Origin of the sequence: Streptomyces sp. NPDC006235 (assembly GCF_040613735.1) — a bacterium.
In the GTDB taxonomy this organism is placed as follows: Bacteria; Actinomycetota; Actinomycetes; order Streptomycetales; family Streptomycetaceae; genus Streptomyces.
In genome coordinates, this window is sequence record NZ_JBEXSR010000019.1 from 78,927 (window position 1) to 97,400 (window position 18,474).

Here is an 18,474-nt window from a genome sequence, read left to right on the forward strand (position 1 = left end):
ACCGGGTGACGTCTTGTCACCGGCCTGAAGAGCATTAGCCTTGGTACCGGCGGGTCGTACGACCCGCCCGAGTGCTATCAAGAGCCGTTTCCAGAAGCAGTTTTCCGACGAGTACGAGGACGAGGACAGACGTGCCTACCGGCAAGGTCAAGTGGTTCAACAGCGAGAAGGGCTTCGGCTTTCTCTCCCGCGACGACGGCGGTGACGTCTTCGTCCATTCCTCGGTCCTCCCCGCCGGAGTCGAGACGCTCAAGCCGGGACAGCGGGTGGAGTTCGGTGTCGTCGCCGGACAGCGCGGCGACCAGGCGCTGTCCCTGACGATTCTGGACCCGACCCCCTCGGTCGCGGCCGCGACCCGCAAGAAGCCGGACGAGCTCGCGTCCATCGTCCAGGACCTGACGACGCTCCTGGAGAACATCACGCCGATGCTGGAGCGGGGCCGCTACCCCGAGAAGACCGCCGGCAAGAAGATCGCGGGCCTGCTGCGCGCGGTCGCCGACCAGTTGGACGTGTAGACCGCTTGGACGTGTAGCCCGCTTACGGGAATCGCAGTGCGTTCGGGCCGAGGGGCGGCACCAGTCCCTCGGCCGCCGCGCGTGTCAGCAGCCCGCGTACGGCGGCGTAGCCGTCCTCGCCGAGGTCGGCGGTGAACTCGTTGACGTACAGCCCGATGTGCTGGTCGGCGACGGCCGGGTCCATCTCCTGGGCGTGCTCCATGACGTACGGGCGGGAGGCCTCGGGATCGTCCCAGGCCGCCCGGACCGACGTCCGGATGGAGTCGGCGAGCAGCAGCAGCTTCTGCTCGCCGAGCGACCGCTTGGCGATGATCGCGCCCAGCGGGATCGGCAGCCCGGTGGTGTTCTCCCAGTGCTCGCCCATGTCGGCGAGCTTGTGCAGGCCGTAGTTCCGGTACGTGAAGCGCGCCTCGTGGATGACGAGCCCCGCGTCGACCTTCCCGTCCCGTACGGCCGGCATGATCTCGTGGAACGGCATGACGACGATCTCGCCGACCCCGTCGCCCAGCGTGTCCGCGGCCCACAGCCGGAACAGCAGATAGGCGGTGGACTTCTCACTGGGCACGGCGACCGTACGGCCGGTGAGGTCGACGTCCGGCTCCCGCGTCAGCACCAGCGGCCCGCAGCCCCGCCCCAGCGCACCGCCGCACGGCAGCAGGGCGTACTCCTCCAGCACGTACGGCAGCACGGCGTACGACACCTTCAGTACGTCGAACTCGCCGCGCTCGGCCATGCCGTTGGTGATGTCGATGTCGGCGAAGGTCACGTCGAAGGCGGGGGCGCCGGGGACGCGGCCGTGGGCCAGGGCGTCGAAGACGAAGGTGTCGTTCGGGCAGGGGGAGTAGGCGATCTTCAGCTGCTCACTGGTCATGCCGGTTCCAACTCTCCAGTACGGGCACGAGCTTCCCGAAGCCCTCGGTGAGGGCCGCGAGGGCGTCCGGGATACGCCAGGCGGCGCGGTCGCGCGGCCCGACGGGATTGGAGATCGCCCGCACCTCCAGCACGGGCACCCCGTGCAGGGCAGCGGCCTCGGCCACCCCGAAGCCCTCCATGGCCTCGGCGAGGGCGGTGGGGTGACGCTCGCGGAGCGCGGCGGCCCGCTCGGCGGTCCCGGTCACGGTGGACACGGTGAGCACGGCCCCGCTACGCGCCCCGACGGCGTCGCAGACCAGCCGTACGAGGTCCGCGGGCGGCTGATGCCGAACGGTGCCGAACCCGAGCTCGGTGACCGACAGGAACCCGTCGGGCGTCTCGGCCCCCAGGTCGGCCGCGACGATCTCATCGGCGACGACGAGCGATCCCACGCGCGCCTCCGGCAGGAACCCCCCACCGATCCCAGCGGAAACGACCAGGTCATAGGGCGTGCCCCGCAGGGCGGCGGCGGCAAGCACGGACCCGGTGGCCGCACCGGCAAGCCCGGGCCCGACACCAACGACGACAACGTCGATACCCCTGCCGCTGCTCCCGCCGTGGGCAGTCGCCCCGCTCCCGCCGTGGGCAGTCGCCCCGCTCCCGCCGTGGGCAGTCGCTCCGCTGGGGCGGAACGGGTGGGCACGGCCGACAACGCCGAGCACCTCACCATCGGACCCCGACGGCAACGCCCCAACGGCAGCAGCCACCGCATCCCGCTCAACAGAAACAGCGGTGGCGACAAGCACCCTGCCCAGCCCAGCGGCAGCGCCTACGCGTTCTTCTCCAGCTTGAAGTTCCACAGCCCCGACGCGTCCTTGTCGCCCTCCTTGATGGACACCAGCGTCGAGTCGCCCTGCGCCCCGTACTGCGCGTTGAAGAACACGCTGCCCGGAATGGTGCGGTACGTCTTCGTGCTGGAGTCGGTCAGCGGCTGACCGTTCATCAGGATCGTCCAGCCCTCGTCCGCGATCTCCGGGTCGACCCCGAAGCGCACGGTCTCGTCAGGGTCGACGGAGATGCTCTTGATGCCCTTGGCCTTCAGGCACTGGTTGAGATCGGACGGCTTCAGGGCATCGCCCTCGCCGCCACACGTGGCCTCGGAGTTCACCGAATCCTGGCCCACGGTGACCGTGGCCATCGGAGTCGGCTTGTCACAGGCCGAGAGGACGAGCAGTCCGGCGGACACGACGCCGGCGGCGGCGACGGCGCGGCGGCGTCGCACAGCGGATTGCAACCTGGTCATGGGCGAAGGCTATCTGGCCCACCGGCCGGACCGCCCACGCGGGGTACGGCGTGCCCGTCCGGCTACGCCGAGCACAGCCGTACCCGTACGCCACGCGCAGCCGTACCCCTACGCCACGCGCGGCCGTGCCGCGCCCCCGTGCCGGGCCGAGGCGATCAGCCCCTGTACGGTCGTCAGCCACCCCGTGCCGACGATCGCGGCGCCCACCGCCAGCCCGAGCGTGCCGTTGAGCGGCATCGCGATGCCGACCGCCCCGCCCAGCACCCAGGACATCTGCAGGAGCGTCTCGGAGCGGGCGAAGGCCGACGTACGGACCAGTTCGGGCACGTCCCGCTGGATCAGCGCGTCGAGCGACAGCTTGGCCAGCGCCTGCGCGAAGCCGGCGATCGCGGCCAGGCACGCCACCAGGACCGCGCCGAAGAACAACGCGGCCGTGATCGCCGCGCCCAGCACGCACGCCACGACCGTCACGATGATGATCTCCGGCGCCCGGGACCGCAGCCACGCCCCCACGGCCGTACCGAGCGCGTTGCCGACGCCCGCCGACACGCCCACTATCCCCAGGGACACGGCGGCGCTCTGGCCGGACATCGGGTGCTCGCGCAGCAGGAAGGCGAGGAAGAAGATCAGGAAGCCGGTGAGACAGCGGATGGCGGCGTTGGCGGCCAGGGCGTGCGTGACGGCCGGGCCGACCGTGCGCAGCCCGGGGCGCTTGACGGGGCGGCGGTGCGGCCCGTGCAGGTGCTCCTCGTCCGCGGCCAGCAGCGCGGTGTCCTCGCCCTTGGCGGAGTCGACCTTCGGCGGCAGCGTGAACGACAGGAACGTCCCCGCCACGAAGATCACGAAGGCGCCGTAGAGCGGCCAGCGCGGTCCGAGCTGCTGGAGTCCGGCTCCGATCGGCGCGGCGATGCCGGTGGCGAGGAGCCCGCCGAGGGTGACCCGCGAGTTGGCCTTCACCAGGGAGAAGCCGGGCGGCAGCAGCCGGGGCACGACGGCGCTTCTGACCACCCCGTACGCCTTCGACGCGACGAGGACGCCGAGCGCCGCCGGATACAGCTGGATGCTGCCGCTGACGACCGCGCCGGACAGGATCAGCGCGAGCAGCGCCCGGGCCAGCATCGCCCCGGCCATCGCGGCCCGGCGGCCGTGCGGGAGGCGGTCGAGGAGCGGGCCGACCACCGGCGCGAGGAGGGTGAAGGGCGCCATGGTGATGGCGAGGTACAGCGCGACACGGCCGCGGGCCTCGTCGGTCGGTACGGAGAAGAACACCGTCGACGCGAGGGCGACGGTGATCATCACATCCCCGGCGCCGTTCACACCGTGCAGCTCGATCAGCTTGCCGAGGCCGGACTCGCCGGCGCCGTGCGCGTGGGTGGCCTTGCGGATGCCGCGGGCGGTTCCGGTGAACGGGAGGTGCAGGGCACGGCCGACCGCGCGGAGGGAGCCGCCCAGACGGCCCGGCCCGCTCAGTCGTCTGCTTCCCTTGACCCCTTTCGACCCACCGGTACCGGTGGCGCCCTGGGGCGTCCTCGCGGCTGCCACGTCGTCATAGTGCCCCGAGATGGCAGTGGGTAGTGCCATTACCGCTTGTATAGGGCCTGTGGGGTGACTGTCCGGGTTGCGGGGACCCGGTCGGCACGGTGGTCCGGGGCGTCGGTCACGACCGTCGGTGTACGCGAAGTGGGGCGGAAGGGTAGCGTGCGTATCTCAGCCATCCCGCAAAATGGATGAAGGACGTCGACGCGGTCCCCTGGTCCGCTCCGTCCGCCCCCTGCGCTGGGAGTGGCGCACACGTGAGACGGCGTATGGAGAGAAGCGATACCTGTGAGCGCAGCGACAACGCGAAGCCGCACCCCTGACCGTCTGTGCGCCGAGGCCGTCGACCTCGCCCGCGCCGCAGCCGAGGAGGCCGCGGCACCAGGAATCGTCGGCGAGCACGTGGAGCTGGTCTCCGAAGGGGATCGCGTTGTCACGCACTTCTTCGAGTGCAAGGAGCTCGGGTACCGGGGCTGGCGCTGGGCCGTGACGGTGGCCCGGGCGTCCCGGGCGAAGATCGTCACGGTGGACGAGGCGGTGCTGCTGCCCGGCCCGGACGCGGTGCTCGCGCCCGAGTGGGTGCCGTGGAGCGAGCGGCTGCGCCCCGGCGACATGGGCCCGGGGGATCTGCTGCCCACGGACGCCGAAGACCTGCGTCTGGAGCCCGGCTGGACCGGTGAGGACGAGCCGCCGCCGAACTCCGTCGTCTCCGACGAGATGGCGGCCCTGGCGGAGGCCGAGGACGCGGAGGTCACGGCGGGGCCCCTGGCCGTCCCCGCCCGCGGTTCGATCGCGGCGGTGGCCGAGGAACTCGGCGTGCGCCGCGCCAGGGTGCTGTCCCGCTACGGCCTGCACATCGCAGCCGACCGCTGGGAGGAAGCCTTCGGCCCCAAGACCCCGATGGCACAGGCGGCCCCGGCCGCCTGCGTGAGCTGCGGCTTCCTGCTCCGCATCGGCGGTTCCCTGGGCCAGGCCTTCGGCGTCTGCGCCAACGAGTTCTCCCCGGCCGACGGCCGCGTCGTCTCCCTGGCCTACGGCTGCGGCGGCCACTCCGAGGCGGCGGTCATGCCCAAGCCGCCCCAGCCGGCCCCACCGGTCATCGACGAGACCCGCGTGGACCCGTTCCCCCTCCGCCCGGCCTCGGACTCGGGCTCGGTCCCGGCGACGCCGGACGAGGACACGGAGGAACTGGGCCACTCGTAGCCGCAGCCGCCCTCGCCTGCTCGTCCTGCTCGTCCGCGCGCCGCTTGGGCGGATTTCGTGACGTTCGCCCCCGGGGGCCGAACCGGGGCCGGACGGCGCGCGCAGCCCCGCGTCCCAGGCGGTACCTTCGTCCTCTCGTCGATGAGGAGAAGGAACGTGAGCAGCAAGTTCGTGCGGCCCGCCGCCGAGGGTGCCGATCCGTTCGGTACGGCACGTCTGCGGCGTGGAGTGCTGGACGCGTGGGCCACCAGCCCCGCCCGGTTCCGTGAGGACGCCAACGCCGAGGAGGATCTCGTCCTCGGCGGGTACCGGGACAGGCTCGTCGTCGAGCTCGCGCAGAACGCCGCCGACGCGGCGGCCCGGGCGGGGGTGCCGGGGCGGCTCCGGCTCACCCTGCGGGACGGGGTTCTCGTCGCCGCCAACACCGGCGCTCCGCTGGACGCGGCCGGGGTCGAGTCGCTGTCCACGCTGCGTGCCTCCGCGAAGCGGGAGACCCACGAGCAGGCCGTCGGGCGGTTCGGTGTCGGGTTCGCCGCCGTCCTCGCCGTGACCGACGAGCCCGCCGTCGTCGGCCGGCACGGCGGCGTGCGGTGGTCGCTGGCCGAGGCCCGGGAGCTGGCCGCCGAGACCGCCCGGCACAGCCCCGGCCTCGGGGACGAGGTCCGGCGGCGCGACGGTCACGTACCGCTGCTGCGGCTGCCGTTCGCCGCCGAGGGCAGCGCCCCCGACCCGTACGACACCGCCGTCATCCTGCCGCTGCGGGACGCCGCCGCCGCCGACCTCGCCGAGCGGCTGCTGCGGGCGGTCGACGACGCGCTGCTGCTCACCCTCGCCGGCCTCGAAGAGGTCGTCGTCGAGATCGACGGCGAGAGCCCCCGGACCATCTCCCGCCGCACCGACGGCCCCTTCACCGTCATCGACGACTCCGGCGACGGCGTCACCTACTGGCGCACCGCCGCCGCCCACGGCCCCCTCACCCCCGAGCTGCTCACCGGCCGCCCCGTCGAGGAGCGGCTGCGCCCCCACTGGTCGGTCACCTGGGCCGTGCCCGTGGACTCCGACGGCAGCCCGGCCCGGCCCCGCACCAGCCCGGTCGTGCACGCCCCCACGCCCAGCGACGAGTCGCTCGGCGTCCCCGCCCTGCTCATCGCCTCGTTCCCGCTGGACTCCACCCGCCGGCACGCCGCCCCCGGCCCGCTGACCGACTTCCTGGTCCAGCGCGCGGCCGACTCCTACGCCGGACTCCTCGGCGAGTGGCGGCCGGTGACGGCCGGGCTCATCGACCTCGTGCCCGGCCCGCTCGGCAAGGGCGAGCTGGACGGCGCCCTGCGCCGGGCGATCCTGGAGCGGCTGCCGCGCACGTCCTTCCTGCCGCCCGCCGTCGAGCGCCGCGAGCACGACGGCGACGAGCTGCCCGAGTCGCTGCGGCCCCGGGACGCCGAGGTCGTCGAGGGCGCGGGCGCGGACACGGTCCGGGTGCTCGCCGAGGTGCTGCCCACCCTGCTGCCCGCAGGTCTCGAACGCCGGGCGGAGCTGCGCACCCTGGGCGTCGCCCGCGTGCCGCTGACCGACGCGATCGACCGGCTGGCCGGGCTGGAGAAGGAGCCCGGCTGGTGGCGGCGGCTCTACGACAGCCTGGCCGGGGTCGACCCGGACCGGCTGTCGGGCCTGCCGGTGCCGCTCGCGGACGGCCGTACGACGATCGGGCCCCGGCAGGTGCTGCTGCCCAGCCCCGACGCAACCGGGACCGACCCGGAGACCCTGGCCCGGCTCGGTCTGAAGGTCGCCCACCCGGACGCCGCGCACCCGATCCTGGAGAAGCTGGGCGCCCTGCCCGCGACCCCGCGCGCGGTGCTCACCACCCCGCAGGTCAGGGCCGCCGTCGCCGCCTCGCTCGACGACGAGGGCGGCGCGCTGTGGGAGGAGGACACCCTCGACGCGGAGGAACTGGCCGACACCGTCCTCGCGTTGGTGCGGGACGCCGGCCTGGAGCCCGGTGACGAGCCCTGGCTCGGCGCGCTCGCGCTGCCCGACGAGGACGGCGAACCGGCCCCGGCCTGCGAACTCGTCTTCCCCGGCGGCCCGTTCGCCCAGGTCATGCGCGAGGGTGAACTGGCCGCGGTGGACGCCGAGATGGCCTCGAAGTGGGGCGAGCAGCCGCTGGCGGCCTGCGGGGTGCTGGTGAACTTCGCGCTCGTCCGCGCCACCGACGTCGTCCTCGACCCCGACGAACTGGAGCCGCGCGAGGGCGACTTCGCCGAGCCCGACGACCCGGGCCTGCTGGACGCGGTCGACGTGTGGGCCGAGGACGTCCTCGACCGTTTCCCGGACAGCCCGGTGCCGCCGGTCGCGACCGAGATCATCGCCGTACGGGATCTGGACCTGGTCGACGAGGACAAGTGGTCCCAGGCCCTGTCCCTGCTGTCACAGCCGCCTCTGCGGGACGCGATCGTCCAGACCGTGCGCGTCCTGCTGCCGGACGGCACGCACGAGGTCGTACGGCCGTACACGGCGTGGTGGCTGCGCGGCAACCCGGTGCTCGACGGCCGCCGCCCGGCCGGACTGCGGGCCGCCGGCGGCGACCCGCTGCTGCGCGGCCTCTACGAGGAGGCCGACGCGACCGGCTTCGAGGACGAGCAGGTGCTGCGGGCGCTGGGCGTACGGACGTCCGTCGCCGCGCTGCTGGACGAGCCCGGCGGCGCCGCCGAACTCCTCGACCGGCTGGCCGACCCGGAACGCGACGTGACGGACGCCCAACTGCACGCGCTGTACGGGGCCCTGGCCGACCTGGACCCGGAGCAGGTGACCCTGCCGGACGAGCTGCGTGCCGTCATCGACGGCCGGGTGGAGGTCGTGGACGCGGCCGACGCCGTGGTGTGCGACTCACCGGATCTGCTGCCCTTCACGGCGGGCGTCCCGCTGCTGCCGGTGCGCCCGTCCCGGGCCGCCGAACTGGCCGAACTCTTCCAGGTGCGGCGCCTGAGCGAGTCGGTCACCGGGCAGGTCACCTCCGAGGGCACCGAACACGACGTCCCGGACTCCGTCCGCGTCCTGCTCGGCCCCCGCACCCCGTCCTCCTACCTCGAGCACGAGGAACTCGTCGTCGACGGCGTGGAGATCGACTGGCGGCTCACCGACGACGGTGTCCTGCACGCCGCCACGCTGGAGGGCGTGGCCGCGGGACTCGCCTGGGCGGCGGGGCAGTGGCCGCGGCGGTTCGAGGTGGCGGCGCTGCTGGAGGATCCGTCGCGGACGGAGGAACTGGCGCGGGATCGGTGGTTCGACTGAAGCGCGCGGTGGCGTTTGGCTGTTCGGTGAAAATCTCCGCACAAATTTTTCACCTGCCGTACAACCATGCGCATTGCTCGTGGATCTGATCACGTGAGTCAACAGACTCCACGATCACTTGGGCCCCAGGAGCCGACGACGAGCGCCGGGGCCCCTCTCCACCTGGAGAACGCATGCGTATCCGAGCCACTGTGGCCGCCGTCACCGGTGCCCTGGCCCTTTCCGCCCTGGCCGTCCCCGCCGCGCAGGCGGACGACCACATGCCGGACCTGGCCTCGATGGTCCCCTCCACCTCGAAGGCCACGCCGTTCGCGGCCGCCGGCCCGACGGACGAGGGCGAGGGCGACACGAAGGTCACGAGCGTGACCGTCAACGGCGGCAAGAACATCGTCGTCGGCACGACCGTCAAGAAGTCCTTCACCGTCTCCGTGACGGCCACCGACCCGGAGGGCATCTACGACGCCTACCCCGTCCTGTGGCACGGCACGGACGTGGACAACGCCGACGGGGCGCTCGTCCCGGAGAGCCTGGACCAGGAGTTCGTCGGCGACTGCGCCAACTCCAGTGCCACCACCGCCACCTGCAAGGTGACGATCATCGCCGACCCGGCCGTGGACCTCTACAGCAACATCCTGGCCGGCACCTGGAAGGTGTGGGTCGGCGCCATCGGCAACGACGGTGACTACATCATCCGCGACGCCTACAAGACCGCCAAGGTCCAGCGTGCCTCGAAGCTGACGGTCAACGCCTCCCCGGAGCCGGTGGCCAAGGGCAAGACCATCACCGTCACCGGCAAGCTGTCCCGGGCCAACTGGGAAGACCACAAGTACCACGGCTACACCAACCAGCCGGTGAAGCTCCAGTTCCGCAAGAAGGGTTCCGACACCTACTCCACGGTGAAGACCATCACGTCGAACAGCACGGGTGAGCTGAAGACCACCGTCAAGGCCGCCACCGACGGCTACTTCCGCTACTCCTTCGCGGGCACGACGACCACCCCGGCCGTCAACGCCACGGGTGACTTCGTCGACGTGCGATAACACCGTCCCGCACGACACGGTCGACACCGCCGGCCCCGGAATCCGTTCCGGGACCGGCGGTTCCGTACGTCTCCTGTCCCTCACGTCTCATGCCCGGGTCAAACATTGGGGATGCGGCGGCAAAACCGGAACGGGGCGTACAACTTGTTCCCGGGCTCGTGGATCTGATCATCCGAGTCAAGAGACTCCTAGATCACTTCTCCACCTGGGGAACACATGCGCATCCGAGCCACCGTGGCCGCCGTCGCCGGCGCCCTGGCCCTCTCCGCCCTCGTCGTTCCGGCCGCACAGGCCGCCGACGCGCCGTCCGGCAAGGCGGCCTTCAGCTCCGCCTCCGCCGACGCCGAATCGGGCACCACCGCGTCGACCCTCGACGTCACCTTCTCCGACGTCAAGGTCAACAGCGGCAAGAACATCGTCGTCGGCACCACGAACGTGGTCAGCTTCCCGGTCACCTACACCGTGACCCACGCCGCGGACCTCGACACCAGCTCGGACAACTTCGCCACCGGCCCGCTGATCTACCACGGCTCCTCGCTGGACACCGCGGACAACGTCTTCATCAGCGACGACCCGGCCACCTGCACCGCCGCCTCGTCGACCGTCCTCGACTGCAAGGGCGTGATCAACATCCGCCCGGCCGACGGCGACCTGTGGAACTCCGACGCCGGCACCTGGGGCGCCGGCGCCCTCGCCGTCACCAGCAACGGCGACCAGAAGGAGCAGGGCGGCCTGGGCAGCACCAAGGTCCAGCGCTACTCCAAGCTGACCGTCAACGCCGGTCCCGAGCCCGTCTACAAGGGCAAGACCATCACGTCCACCGGCAAGCTGTCCCGCGCCAACTGGGAGGACAACGCCTACCACGGCTACACCAACCAGCCGGTCAAGCTCCAGTTCCGCAAGGCGGGCACCAGCACGTACACGACGGTCAAGACGGTCTACTCCGACCAGTACGGCAACCTGAAGGCCACCGCCACCGCCCAGTACGACGGCTACTGGCGCTTCAGCTTCGCGGGCACGACGACCACTCCGGCGGTCAGCGCCACCGGCGACTACGTCGACGTGAAGTAAGAAACTCAAGGGGCGCGGGGAACCGCGCGCCCAGCCCCCACGGTGCTAAGCGGGAAAGCGGCGGTCCACCCACCTCCACAGGAGTTCCAGGGCGGCCGCCGCCACCACCGCGATGCCGACCGCGATCCACGGCATGGTCATCCCGACCAGCTTCAGCGCGAAGAATTCCTGAAGCCACGGCACCACCAGCACCAGCAGAAACGCTCCGGCCATCGTCGCCACCAGCGCGACACGCCACCAGGTATACGGCCGGGCGATGATCGCCAGGACCCACATCGAGATGAGGAACAGCGTGAGCGTCGCGGCACTGGTCTCCGCGTCCAGCGCACCCGCGCCGGTGTAGTGCTCCCGGGCGATCAGATACGTCGCGAAGGTCGCCAGCGCGGCCACCACCCCGCTCGGGATCGCGTACCGCATCACCCGCCGCACGAAGTTCGGCTTCGCGCGTTCCTTGTTGGGCGCGAGCGCGAGGAAGAAGGCCGGGACGCCGATCGTCAGGGTCGACAGCAGGGTCAGATGGCGCGGCAGGAACGGGTACTCGACCTGCGAGCAGACCACCAGGATCGCCAGCAGCACCGAGTAGACCGTCTTGACGAGGAACAGGGTCGCGACCCGCGTGATGTTGCCGATGACACGGCGGCCCTCCGCCACCACCGACGGCAGCGTCGCGAAGCTGTTGTTCAGCAGCACGATCTGCGCGACCGCCCGGGTCGCCTCCGAGCCGGAGCCCATCGCGACGCCGATGTCGGCGTCCTTCAGGGCGAGGACGTCGTTCACCCCGTCGCCCGTCATCGCGACCGTGTGCCCCCGGGATTGCAGCGCGCCCACCATGTTCCGCTTCTGCTGCGGGGTGACCCGCCCGAACACCGTGCCGTCGTCGAGGGCCTCGGCCATCCCCTCCTGCTCGGCGGGCAGCCGGCGCGCGTCCACCGTGGCGCCGGACAGCCCCAGCTTGGCCGCGACCGCGCCGACCGACACCGCGTTGTCGCCGGAGATGACCTTGGCGGCCACGTTCTGGTCGGCGAAGTAGCGCAGCGTCTCGGCCGCGTCCGGCCGCAGCCGCTGCTCCAGGACCACCAGCGCGACGGGCTTCGCTCCCTCGGCCACCTCCGGGTCGTCGAGGTCCCGGTCGACCCGGGCGAGCAGCAGCACCCGCAGGCCCTGCTCGTTCAGCCGCCCCGTCTCGGTGAGGGCCGGGTCCTCGTCGGGCAGCAGCACGTCCGGCGCCCCGAGCAGCCAGGTGCTGCTCTCCCCGTCGGCCTCGGTGAACGCGGCGCCACTGTACTTGCGCGCGGAGGAGAACGGCAGTGCCTGGGTGCAGCGCCAGTCCTCGGTGGCCGGGTAGGTGTCGATGATCGCCTTGAGCGAGGCGTTCGGCCGGGGGTCGGACTCGCCGAGGGCGCCGAGCACTCGGCGTACGTACGTCTCGTCGGCGCCCTGCAGGGGTCGCAGCTCGGTGACGTCCATGCCGCCCTCGGTGAGGGTGCCGGTCTTGTCGAGGCAGACCGTGTCGACCCGGGCCAGCCCCTCGATCGCGGGCAGCTCCTGGACGAGGCACTGCTTGCGGCCGAGGCGGATGACGCCGATGGCGAAGGCCACCGAGGTGAGCAGGACCAGCCCCTCGGGGACCATCGGGACGATGCCGCCGACCGTGCGGGCGACGGAGTCGTCGAAGGCGTTCTCCTTCACGAACAGCTGGCTGATGATCAGCCCGATCGCGGTCGGGACCATCATCCACGTGACGTACTTGAGGATCGTGGAGATGCCGGAGCGCAGCTCGGACTGGACGAGGGTGAACCGGGACGCCTCCTCCGCGAGCTGCGCGGCATACGCCTCACGGCCGACCTTCGTCGCCTGGAAGGCCCCGCCGCCCGCGACCACGAAGCTGCCGGACATCACCTGGTCACCGGGTCGTTTGACGACCGGGTCCGCCTCGCCGGTGAGCAGCGACTCGTCGATCTCCAGCCCGTCGGCCTCGGCACAGACGCCGTCGACGACGACCTTGTCACCGGGCCCGATCTCGATCAGGTCGTCGAGGACGATCTCGGAGGTGCCGACCTGGCCGGAGGTCCCGTCCCGGCGGACGGTGGGACGCACCTCGCCGATCAGCGCGAGCGAGTCCAGCGTCTTCTTCGCCCGCCACTCCTGGACGATCCCGATCCCGGTGTTGGCGAGGATCACGAAGCCGAACAGGCTGTCCTGGATCGGCGCGACGAACAGCATGATCAGCCACAGCACACCGATGATCGCGTTGAAGCGGGTGAAGACGTTCGCGCGGACGATGTCGACGGTGGAGCGGCTGCTGCGCACCGGCACGTCGTTGACCTGGCCGCGCTCCACCCGCTCGGCGACCTGAGCCGAGGTCAGGCCGGTCTCGCGTGAGGTGACCGTCGCCGGCCGGGCGGAGTCGGGCCGGGCACCCGCGTCGAGATGCGTCATGCATTCGACGGTACGTGCGGTTTTGCCGCTTCACCTGCCGAATGCGGGGAAGATCCGACCTGGGGACGACGGACGTCGTGCCCTGGTCGTACGGCAGTTGTACGTCCTGAAGATCCCCGTCGGACCCGGGTGCCACCCGCGGGGTCAGCCCGCCCTGCGCGCGGTGAACAGCAGGTACTCCCACTCCAGGACGGTCCCGCCCCCGCCCGTGCTCAGATCGCTCTCGCGGGCGAGGTCCGCCAGGCCGCGGTCCAGGGCGGCGGTGCGCTCGGGATCGCCGGCGGTGTTCTTGTAGACGGTGATCGTGGGGCCGTAGCGCTCCTTGAAGTAGTCGCGGAACGCCTCGGGCGTCTCGAAGCGGTCGACCCGGACGGTCCGGCGTTCGGCCCGCACGTCCGTGATCCGGTCGCCGAAGAGGGCGCGCACATGCTCCTCGTCCCCCCACAGCGGAGGCGGCTGCGCGCCCGGCGGGGGCGGCGGCGCGTACGGCTTCATCGTGGCGAACATCCGTCCGATGAAGCCCTGCGGCGTCCAGCTCAGCAGGCCGATGGTGCCGCCCGGACGGCAGACCCGGACGAGTTCGCCGGCGGCCTGCTGGTGGTGCGGGGCGAACATCACCCCGACGCAGGACAGCACGGTGTCGAACTCCGCGTCAGCGAAGGGCAGCGCCTCGGCGTCGGCCTCCTGCCAGCTCAGCTCCACTCCCTGTTTCCCGGCCGCCTGTCGGCCGGCCTCGAACAGCTCCGGGGTCAGGTCCGAGGCGACCACGTCCGCGCCGGCCAGGGCCGCCGGGATCGCGGCGTTGCCGCTGCCGGCGCCCACGTCCAGCACCCGCTGGCCGGAGCGCACCCCGCACGCCTCGACCAGGACCGCCCCGAGATCGGGGATGACCTCGGCGGCCAGGGACGGGTAGTCGCCCTGTGCCCACATCGCCCGGTGCTTGGCCTTCAGGGCCCGGTCGGCCTCCGCCGCGCTGTCCTGCGTCGTCATGGCTGCGCTCCTCACCGGTGGGGCGGCGGCCGCGACGATTTCGGGCGTTTCGCCGCCTCTCTCCGAGACTAGGGAGGGGACGGCTGCTTGTCTCGCCGGGAAGCGGGCAGGAACGTGCCTACTCGGCCGGAGGCGTCGCCGTCTCTCCGGCCGACGGAGTGGCCGTCACCTCGTGCTGGGCCGCCGCCCGCTTGATCGCGGCCTCGCGCTTGCGGACGTACCAGATGCCGATCAGCCCCAGACCGCCGCCGGCCAGGCAGGTCCACACCCACCACGTGTGGCCGTGGTCGTCGAACCAGCCGTAGAAGGGGAGCTGGACCAGGAAGAGGACGAACCAGAGGATCGTGCCGCCGGTGACGGTGGCGACCACGGGGCCCTCCAGGGGCTCCGGCGCCTCGTGTCTGGGGGTCCATTTCGCCATGGGGACAGCTTACGAGGCGATCAGGTCTACGCGCGCAGATGTGCGATCGCGGCCTTATATGTTCATACTGAAACGGTTTGTGTCTGACCACTTCTCTTCGTAGGAACCGCCAAACACATGTCCTCCTCGGCTCCCGCCAAGGTCCCCGCCCCTGAACAGCCGGGAGCCGGGCCCACGTACGGCGCACTCGACCGCTTCTTCCGGATCTCCGAGCGGGGCAGCACGCTGTCCCGCGAGGTCCGGGGCGGCCTCGCCACCTTCTTCGCGATGGCCTACATCATCGTGCTGAACCCGATCATCCTCGGCAGCGCCAAGGACATGTACGGTCACCAGCTCGACAACGGGCAGCTGGTCACCGCGACGGCCCTCACGGCCGCGCTCACCACCCTGCTCATGGGCGTCATCGGCAACGTGCCGATCGCGCTCGCCGCCGGCCTCGGCGTGAACTCCGTCGTCGCCCTCCAGCTCGCCCCGCGCATGTCCTGGCCGGACGCGATGGGCATGGTGGTCCTCGCCGGGTTCGTGGTCATGCTGTTGGTCGCCACGGGGCTGCGCGAGCGTGTGATGAACGCCGTCCCCTACGGGCTGCGCAAGGCCATCTCCATCGGCATCGGCCTGTTCATCATGCTGATCGGTCTCGTCGACGCCGGTTTTGTCTCCCGTATCCCGGACGCCGCCCAGACCACCGTCCCGCTCCAGCTCGGCGGTGACGGCCATCTCAACGGCTGGCCGGTGCTGGTCTTCGTCCTGGGCGTGCTGCTCACGCTCGCCCTGATCGTGCGCAAGGTCTCCGGCGCGATCCTGATCTCGATCGTCGCCATGACCGTCGTGGCCGTGGTCATCGAGGCCGTGGCCAAGGTGCCGAGCTGGGGTCTCACCACCCCGAAGTGGCCCGGCAACCCGGTCGCCAGTCCCGACTTCGGGCTGGTCGGGCAGGTCAGCCTGTTCGGCGGCTTCGAGAAGGTCGGGGTGCTGACCGGTGTGCTGTTCGTCTTCACCGTGCTGCTGTCGTGCTTCTTCGACGCGATGGGCACGATCATGGGCGTCTCGGACGAGGCGAAGCTGACCGACGCGCAGGGGCAGATGCCCGGCATCAACAAGGTGCTGTTCGTCGACGGTCTCGCGGTCGCCGCCGGCGGTGCCAGCTCCTCCTCGGCGACCACCGCCTTCGTCGAGTCCACGGCCGGTGTCGGCGAGGGCGCCCGGACCGGTCTCGCGAACGTCGTCACCGGCGGCCTCTTCGCCGCCGCCCTCTTCCTGACGCCGGTCGCCACGATGGTGCCGTCCCAGGCGGCCACCCCCGCCCTGCTCGCGGTCGGCTTCCTGATCCTGGCCGGCTCGGTCAGGGAGATCGACTGGGCGGACTACACGATCGCCATCCCGGCCTTCGTGACGATGCTGATGATGCCGTTCACGTACTCGATCACCAACGGCATCGGCATGGGCTTCGTCACCTTCGTGGTGCTGCGGCTGGCGGCCGGGCGGGGCAAGGAGGTGCCGACGGCGATGTACGCGGTGGCGGCGGTGTTCGCGTTCTACTACCTGATGCCGGCGCTGGGTCTGACCTGATCCTGGTCCTGGTCCTGGTCCGCGTCGCCCGAGCCGGGTGACCCGTAGAACCTCTCCGTCTCCTCGACGGCGGCCTGGAAACGCTGGTCGAAGTCATCGCGAATGAGCGTCCGGACGACATAGTCCTGGACGCTCATTCCTCTTTTCGCGGCTTGGTGCCGGAGCCGCTCAAGCAGCTCGTGGTCTATTCGCAGGCTGAGCACGCTGGTCCCCATGTCCATGAGGGTCGCGGCACCGTTCGGTCCGGTGTGTCCTCTTCCGCGGCCGGATCACCCATATGAGTGATGTCACGGTTCAGTGGCCGGGGTCACGCGCCTTCACGCGTGCCCCGGGTGGTACTTAGCGAGAGTAATGAGTTACGCTAAAGAACATGCCGGACCTCAGCCATGGCGACGACGTAGCCGCCGTGAACTCCCTCCGATCCGCCGTGATGCGGCTGTCCCGTCGGCTCAAGCACCAGCGGGTCGACGAGTCGCTCAGCCCCACCGAAATGTCGGTGCTCGGCACCCTGTCCCTGTGCGGCAGGGCCACCCCGGGCGAGCTCGCCCGCAAGGAGCACGTCCAGCCGCCCTCGATGACCCGCATCGTGGCGCTGCTGGAGTCCAAGGGACTGGTCCGTCTGGAGCCGCACCCCGAGGACCGGCGCCAGAAGGTCGTGACGCGCACCGAGCAGGCAGAGGCGATGCTCGAGGAGAGCCGCCGCAAGCGGAACGCATTCCTGGCCACATTGGTGGAAAACCTCGACGAGGACGAGTGGGCGAAACTGCGCGCAGCCGCCCCCGTGCTGGAGAAACTCGCGCATCTGTAAGCCGTACGTCGCAAGGAGGCGAACCCTTTGAGTTCGGGACCCGGAGCAGCTTCCGTCCCCGCACCTGATCCCCACGACTCCCCGCCCACCTCCGACACCCGCCCCTCCGAGTCCACCCGGCCGGTCCGCAAGTCCTCGATGTTCTCCTCCCTGAAGGTCAGGAACTACCGCCTGTTCTTCATGGGACAGGTCGTCTCCAATATCGGCACCTGGATGCAGCGCATCGCCCAGGACTGGCTGGTCCTCAGCCTCACCGGCTCCTCCGCGGCCGTCGGCATAACGACGGCACTGCAGTTTCTGCCGATGCTGCTCTTCGGCCTCTACGGCGGTGTCCTCGTCGACCGGCTGCGCAAGCGGCCCACCCTGCTCGTCACCCAGTCGGCGATGGCCCTCACCGCCCTCGCCCTCGCCGCCGCCGTCCTCACCGGCCACGTCCAGGTGTGGCACGTGTACGTCGCCGCCTTCGCGGTCGGTCTCGCCACGGTGGTCGACAACCCGGCCCGGCAGTCCTTCGTCTCCGAGCTGGTCGGCCCGGGGCAGCTGCAGAACGCGGTCAGCCTGAACTCGGCGAACTTCCAGTCCGCCCGCCTGGTCGGCCCGGCCGTCGCGGGCATACTGATCACCGGCGTCGGCACCGGCTACGCGTTCCTCTTTAACGGCCTGTCCTTCATCGCGCCGCTCACCGGCCTGCTGCTGATGCGTGCCCGCGAACTGCACGTCGTCGAGCGCGCCCCGCGCGGCAAGGGGCAGCTGCGGGAAGGCGTGCGGTACGTCACCGGCCGCCCGGAGCTGATCTGGCCGATCGTCCTGGTCGGGTTCGTCGGCACCTTCGCCTTCAACTTCCCCGTCTACCTCTCGGCCTTCGCGGACGACGTGTTCCACGCGGGCGCGGGCGCCTACAGCATGTTCAACACGCTGATGGCGGTCGGCTCCGTCGCCGGCGCCCTGCTCGCCGCCCGGCGCGGCACGGCCCGGCTGCGGCTGCTGATCGCGGCGGCCCTGGTCTTCGGCACGCTGGAGATACTGGCGGCGACCACCCCCACCCTGTGGATGTTCGCCCTGCTCATGGTCCCGCTGGGCCTGTTCGGCATGACGGTCAACGTCACGACGAACACCAGCATCCAGATGTCCACGGACCCGGCCATGCGCGGCCGTGTCATGGCCCTCTACATGATGGTCTTCCTCGGCGGCTCCCCGGTCGGCGCGCCGATCGTCGGCTGGATCACCGACACGTACGGCGCCCGGGTCGGCCTCGCGGCCGGCGGTGCCGTCGCGGCCGTCGCCGCGGCCGTGATCGGCCTGATCCTGGCCCGCGTCGGCAACCTCCGCCTGTCGGTCGGCTGGCACCACGGCCACCCACGGGTGCGGTTCGTTCCCCGGGAGCAGCAGGAGCAACTGGCACCGGCGGCGTAGCGCGGCGTGGCGCGTGTCCGGCCGGG

Annotated in this window: 16 protein-coding genes; 8 read left to right on the forward strand and 8 right to left on the reverse strand. The window is 71.2% G+C overall.

The window, feature by feature from the left end; genetic code table 11:
• Window positions 1–131 precede the first annotated feature (131 nt).
• Entirely contained in the window at window positions 132–515 is a 384-nt protein-coding gene (locus ABZ192_RS22705; RefSeq protein ID WP_010035896.1) for a cold-shock protein, read from the forward strand.
• Window positions 516–537: 22 nt separating this feature from the next.
• On the opposite strand, the gene ABZ192_RS22710 is transcribed toward ABZ192_RS22705, so the two are convergent.
• The 4 genes from ABZ192_RS22710 to ABZ192_RS22725 form a co-directional block, all read right to left on the reverse strand.
• Window positions 538–1,386 carry a 1,4-dihydroxy-6-naphthoate synthase gene (locus ABZ192_RS22710; protein ID WP_356926262.1) on the reverse strand — a complete coding sequence of 283 codons (849 nt, stop codon included), beginning with the start codon at window positions 1,384–1,386 and terminating at the stop codon, window positions 538–540.
• The gene (locus tag ABZ192_RS22715) at window positions 1,376–2,182 is read right to left on the reverse strand and encodes a futalosine hydrolase (RefSeq protein WP_356926328.1); all 807 of its coding nucleotides are present in this window, start codon (window positions 2,180–2,182) and stop codon (window positions 1,376–1,378) included. The genes ABZ192_RS22710 and ABZ192_RS22715 overlap by 11 nt, the downstream gene beginning before the upstream one ends.
• A 14-nt stretch (window positions 2,183–2,196) precedes the next feature.
• The gene (locus ABZ192_RS22720; RefSeq protein WP_356926263.1) at window positions 2,197–2,670 is read right to left on the reverse strand and encodes a DUF2771 domain-containing protein; all 474 of its coding nucleotides are present in this window, start codon (window positions 2,668–2,670) and stop codon (window positions 2,197–2,199) included.
• A gap of 108 nt (window positions 2,671–2,778) precedes the next feature.
• On the reverse strand, window positions 2,779–4,212 hold the full coding sequence (locus tag ABZ192_RS22725) for an MFS transporter (protein WP_356926264.1): 1,434 nt from the start codon (window positions 4,210–4,212) through the stop codon (window positions 2,779–2,781).
• Between the two features lie 282 nt (window positions 4,213–4,494).
• Between ABZ192_RS22725 and ABZ192_RS22730 the strand changes: the two genes are divergently transcribed.
• The 4 genes from ABZ192_RS22730 (at window position 4,495) to ABZ192_RS22745 (ending at window position 10,808) form a co-directional block, all read left to right on the forward strand.
• Complete coding sequence (locus tag ABZ192_RS22730; RefSeq protein ID WP_356926265.1) at window positions 4,495–5,409, forward strand: DUF3027 domain-containing protein; 915 nt, start codon at window positions 4,495–4,497, stop codon at window positions 5,407–5,409.
• A 141-nt stretch (window positions 5,410–5,550) separates the two neighbouring features.
• Window positions 5,551–8,697 (forward strand): molecular chaperone Hsp90, encoded by a 3,147-nt coding sequence (locus ABZ192_RS22735; protein WP_356926266.1) that lies wholly within the window; start codon window positions 5,551–5,553, stop codon window positions 8,695–8,697.
• A gap of 173 nt (window positions 8,698–8,870) precedes the next feature.
• Window positions 8,871–9,737, forward strand: coding sequence for a calcium-binding protein (locus ABZ192_RS22740; RefSeq protein ID WP_356926267.1), 867 nt, complete (start codon window positions 8,871–8,873; stop codon window positions 9,735–9,737).
• Between the two features lie 216 nt (window positions 9,738–9,953).
• Window positions 9,954–10,808, forward strand: a complete 855-nt coding sequence (locus tag ABZ192_RS22745) for a hypothetical protein (protein WP_356926268.1) — start codon at window positions 9,954–9,956, stop codon at window positions 10,806–10,808.
• Between the two features lie 45 nt (window positions 10,809–10,853).
• Here the strand turns inward: ABZ192_RS22745 and ABZ192_RS22750 are convergent, their stop codons facing one another.
• From ABZ192_RS22750 to ABZ192_RS22760, 3 genes are all read right to left on the reverse strand, one after another.
• On the reverse strand, window positions 10,854–13,247 hold the full coding sequence (locus ABZ192_RS22750; protein ID WP_356926269.1) for an HAD-IC family P-type ATPase: 2,394 nt from the start codon (window positions 13,245–13,247) through the stop codon (window positions 10,854–10,856).
• A gap of 144 nt (window positions 13,248–13,391) precedes the next feature.
• A complete protein-coding gene (locus ABZ192_RS22755) occupies window positions 13,392–14,237 on the reverse strand; it encodes a methyltransferase domain-containing protein (RefSeq protein WP_356926271.1) in 846 nt (281 codons plus the stop codon).
• Between the two features lie 118 nt (window positions 14,238–14,355).
• On the reverse strand, window positions 14,356–14,658 hold the full coding sequence (locus tag ABZ192_RS22760) for a DUF2530 domain-containing protein (protein WP_356926272.1): 303 nt from the start codon (window positions 14,656–14,658) through the stop codon (window positions 14,356–14,358).
• A 117-nt stretch (window positions 14,659–14,775) separates the two neighbouring features.
• Here ABZ192_RS22760 and ABZ192_RS22765 point away from each other — a divergent pair, with 117 nt between their 5' ends.
• Window positions 14,776–16,227: an NCS2 family permease gene (locus ABZ192_RS22765; protein WP_356926273.1), complete on the forward strand. Its 1,452-nt coding sequence runs from the start codon at window positions 14,776–14,778 to the stop codon at window positions 16,225–16,227.
• On the opposite strand, the gene ABZ192_RS22770 is transcribed toward ABZ192_RS22765, so the two are convergent.
• Window positions 16,197–16,442, reverse strand: coding sequence for a ribbon-helix-helix protein, CopG family (locus ABZ192_RS22770; protein ID WP_356926274.1), 246 nt, complete (start codon window positions 16,440–16,442; stop codon window positions 16,197–16,199). The two genes, ABZ192_RS22765 and ABZ192_RS22770, sit on opposite strands and share 31 nt — an antisense overlap.
• A gap of 155 nt (window positions 16,443–16,597) precedes the next feature.
• Here ABZ192_RS22770 and ABZ192_RS22775 point away from each other — a divergent pair, with 155 nt between their 5' ends.
• Both ABZ192_RS22775 and ABZ192_RS22780 read left to right on the forward strand, forming a co-directional pair.
• Window positions 16,598–17,035 carry a MarR family transcriptional regulator gene (locus tag ABZ192_RS22775; RefSeq protein ID WP_020273509.1) on the forward strand — a complete coding sequence of 146 codons (438 nt, stop codon included), beginning with the start codon at window positions 16,598–16,600 and terminating at the stop codon, window positions 17,033–17,035.
• A 27-nt stretch (window positions 17,036–17,062) separates the two neighbouring features.
• The gene (locus tag ABZ192_RS22780) at window positions 17,063–18,448 is read left to right on the forward strand and encodes an MFS transporter (RefSeq protein ID WP_356926275.1); all 1,386 of its coding nucleotides are present in this window, start codon (window positions 17,063–17,065) and stop codon (window positions 18,446–18,448) included.
• The last annotated feature ends 26 nt before the right edge of the window (window positions 18,449–18,474 follow it).

Excerpts from the sequence above, each read along its gene's own strand:
- ABZ192_RS22720 (WP_356926263.1), bottom strand. The coding sequence starts at position 2,670 with ATGACCAGGTTGCAATCCGCTGTGCGACGCCGCCGCGCCGTCGCCGCC.
- ABZ192_RS22710 (WP_356926262.1), bottom strand. The coding sequence starts at position 1,386 with ATGACCAGTGAGCAGCTGAAGATCGCCTACTCCCCCTGCCCGAACGAC.
- ABZ192_RS22750 (WP_356926269.1), bottom strand. The coding sequence starts at position 13,247 with ATGACGCATCTCGACGCGGGTGCCCGGCCCGACTCCGCCCGGCCGGCG.
- ABZ192_RS22755 (WP_356926271.1), bottom strand. The coding sequence starts at position 14,237 with ATGACGACGCAGGACAGCGCGGCGGAGGCCGACCGGGCCCTGAAGGCC.
- ABZ192_RS22740 (WP_356926267.1), top strand. The coding sequence starts at position 8,871 with ATGCGTATCCGAGCCACTGTGGCCGCCGTCACCGGTGCCCTGGCCCTT.
- ABZ192_RS22765 (WP_356926273.1), top strand. The coding sequence starts at position 14,776 with ATGTCCTCCTCGGCTCCCGCCAAGGTCCCCGCCCCTGAACAGCCGGGA.
- ABZ192_RS22760 (WP_356926272.1), bottom strand. The coding sequence starts at position 14,658 with ATGGCGAAATGGACCCCCAGACACGAGGCGCCGGAGCCCCTGGAGGGC.
- ABZ192_RS22775 (WP_020273509.1), top strand. The coding sequence starts at position 16,598 with ATGCCGGACCTCAGCCATGGCGACGACGTAGCCGCCGTGAACTCCCTC.
- ABZ192_RS22745 (WP_356926268.1), top strand. The coding sequence starts at position 9,954 with ATGCGCATCCGAGCCACCGTGGCCGCCGTCGCCGGCGCCCTGGCCCTC.
- ABZ192_RS22770 (WP_356926274.1), bottom strand. The coding sequence starts at position 16,442 with ATGGGGACCAGCGTGCTCAGCCTGCGAATAGACCACGAGCTGCTTGAG.
- ABZ192_RS22735 (WP_356926266.1), top strand. The coding sequence starts at position 5,551 with ATGAGGAGAAGGAACGTGAGCAGCAAGTTCGTGCGGCCCGCCGCCGAG.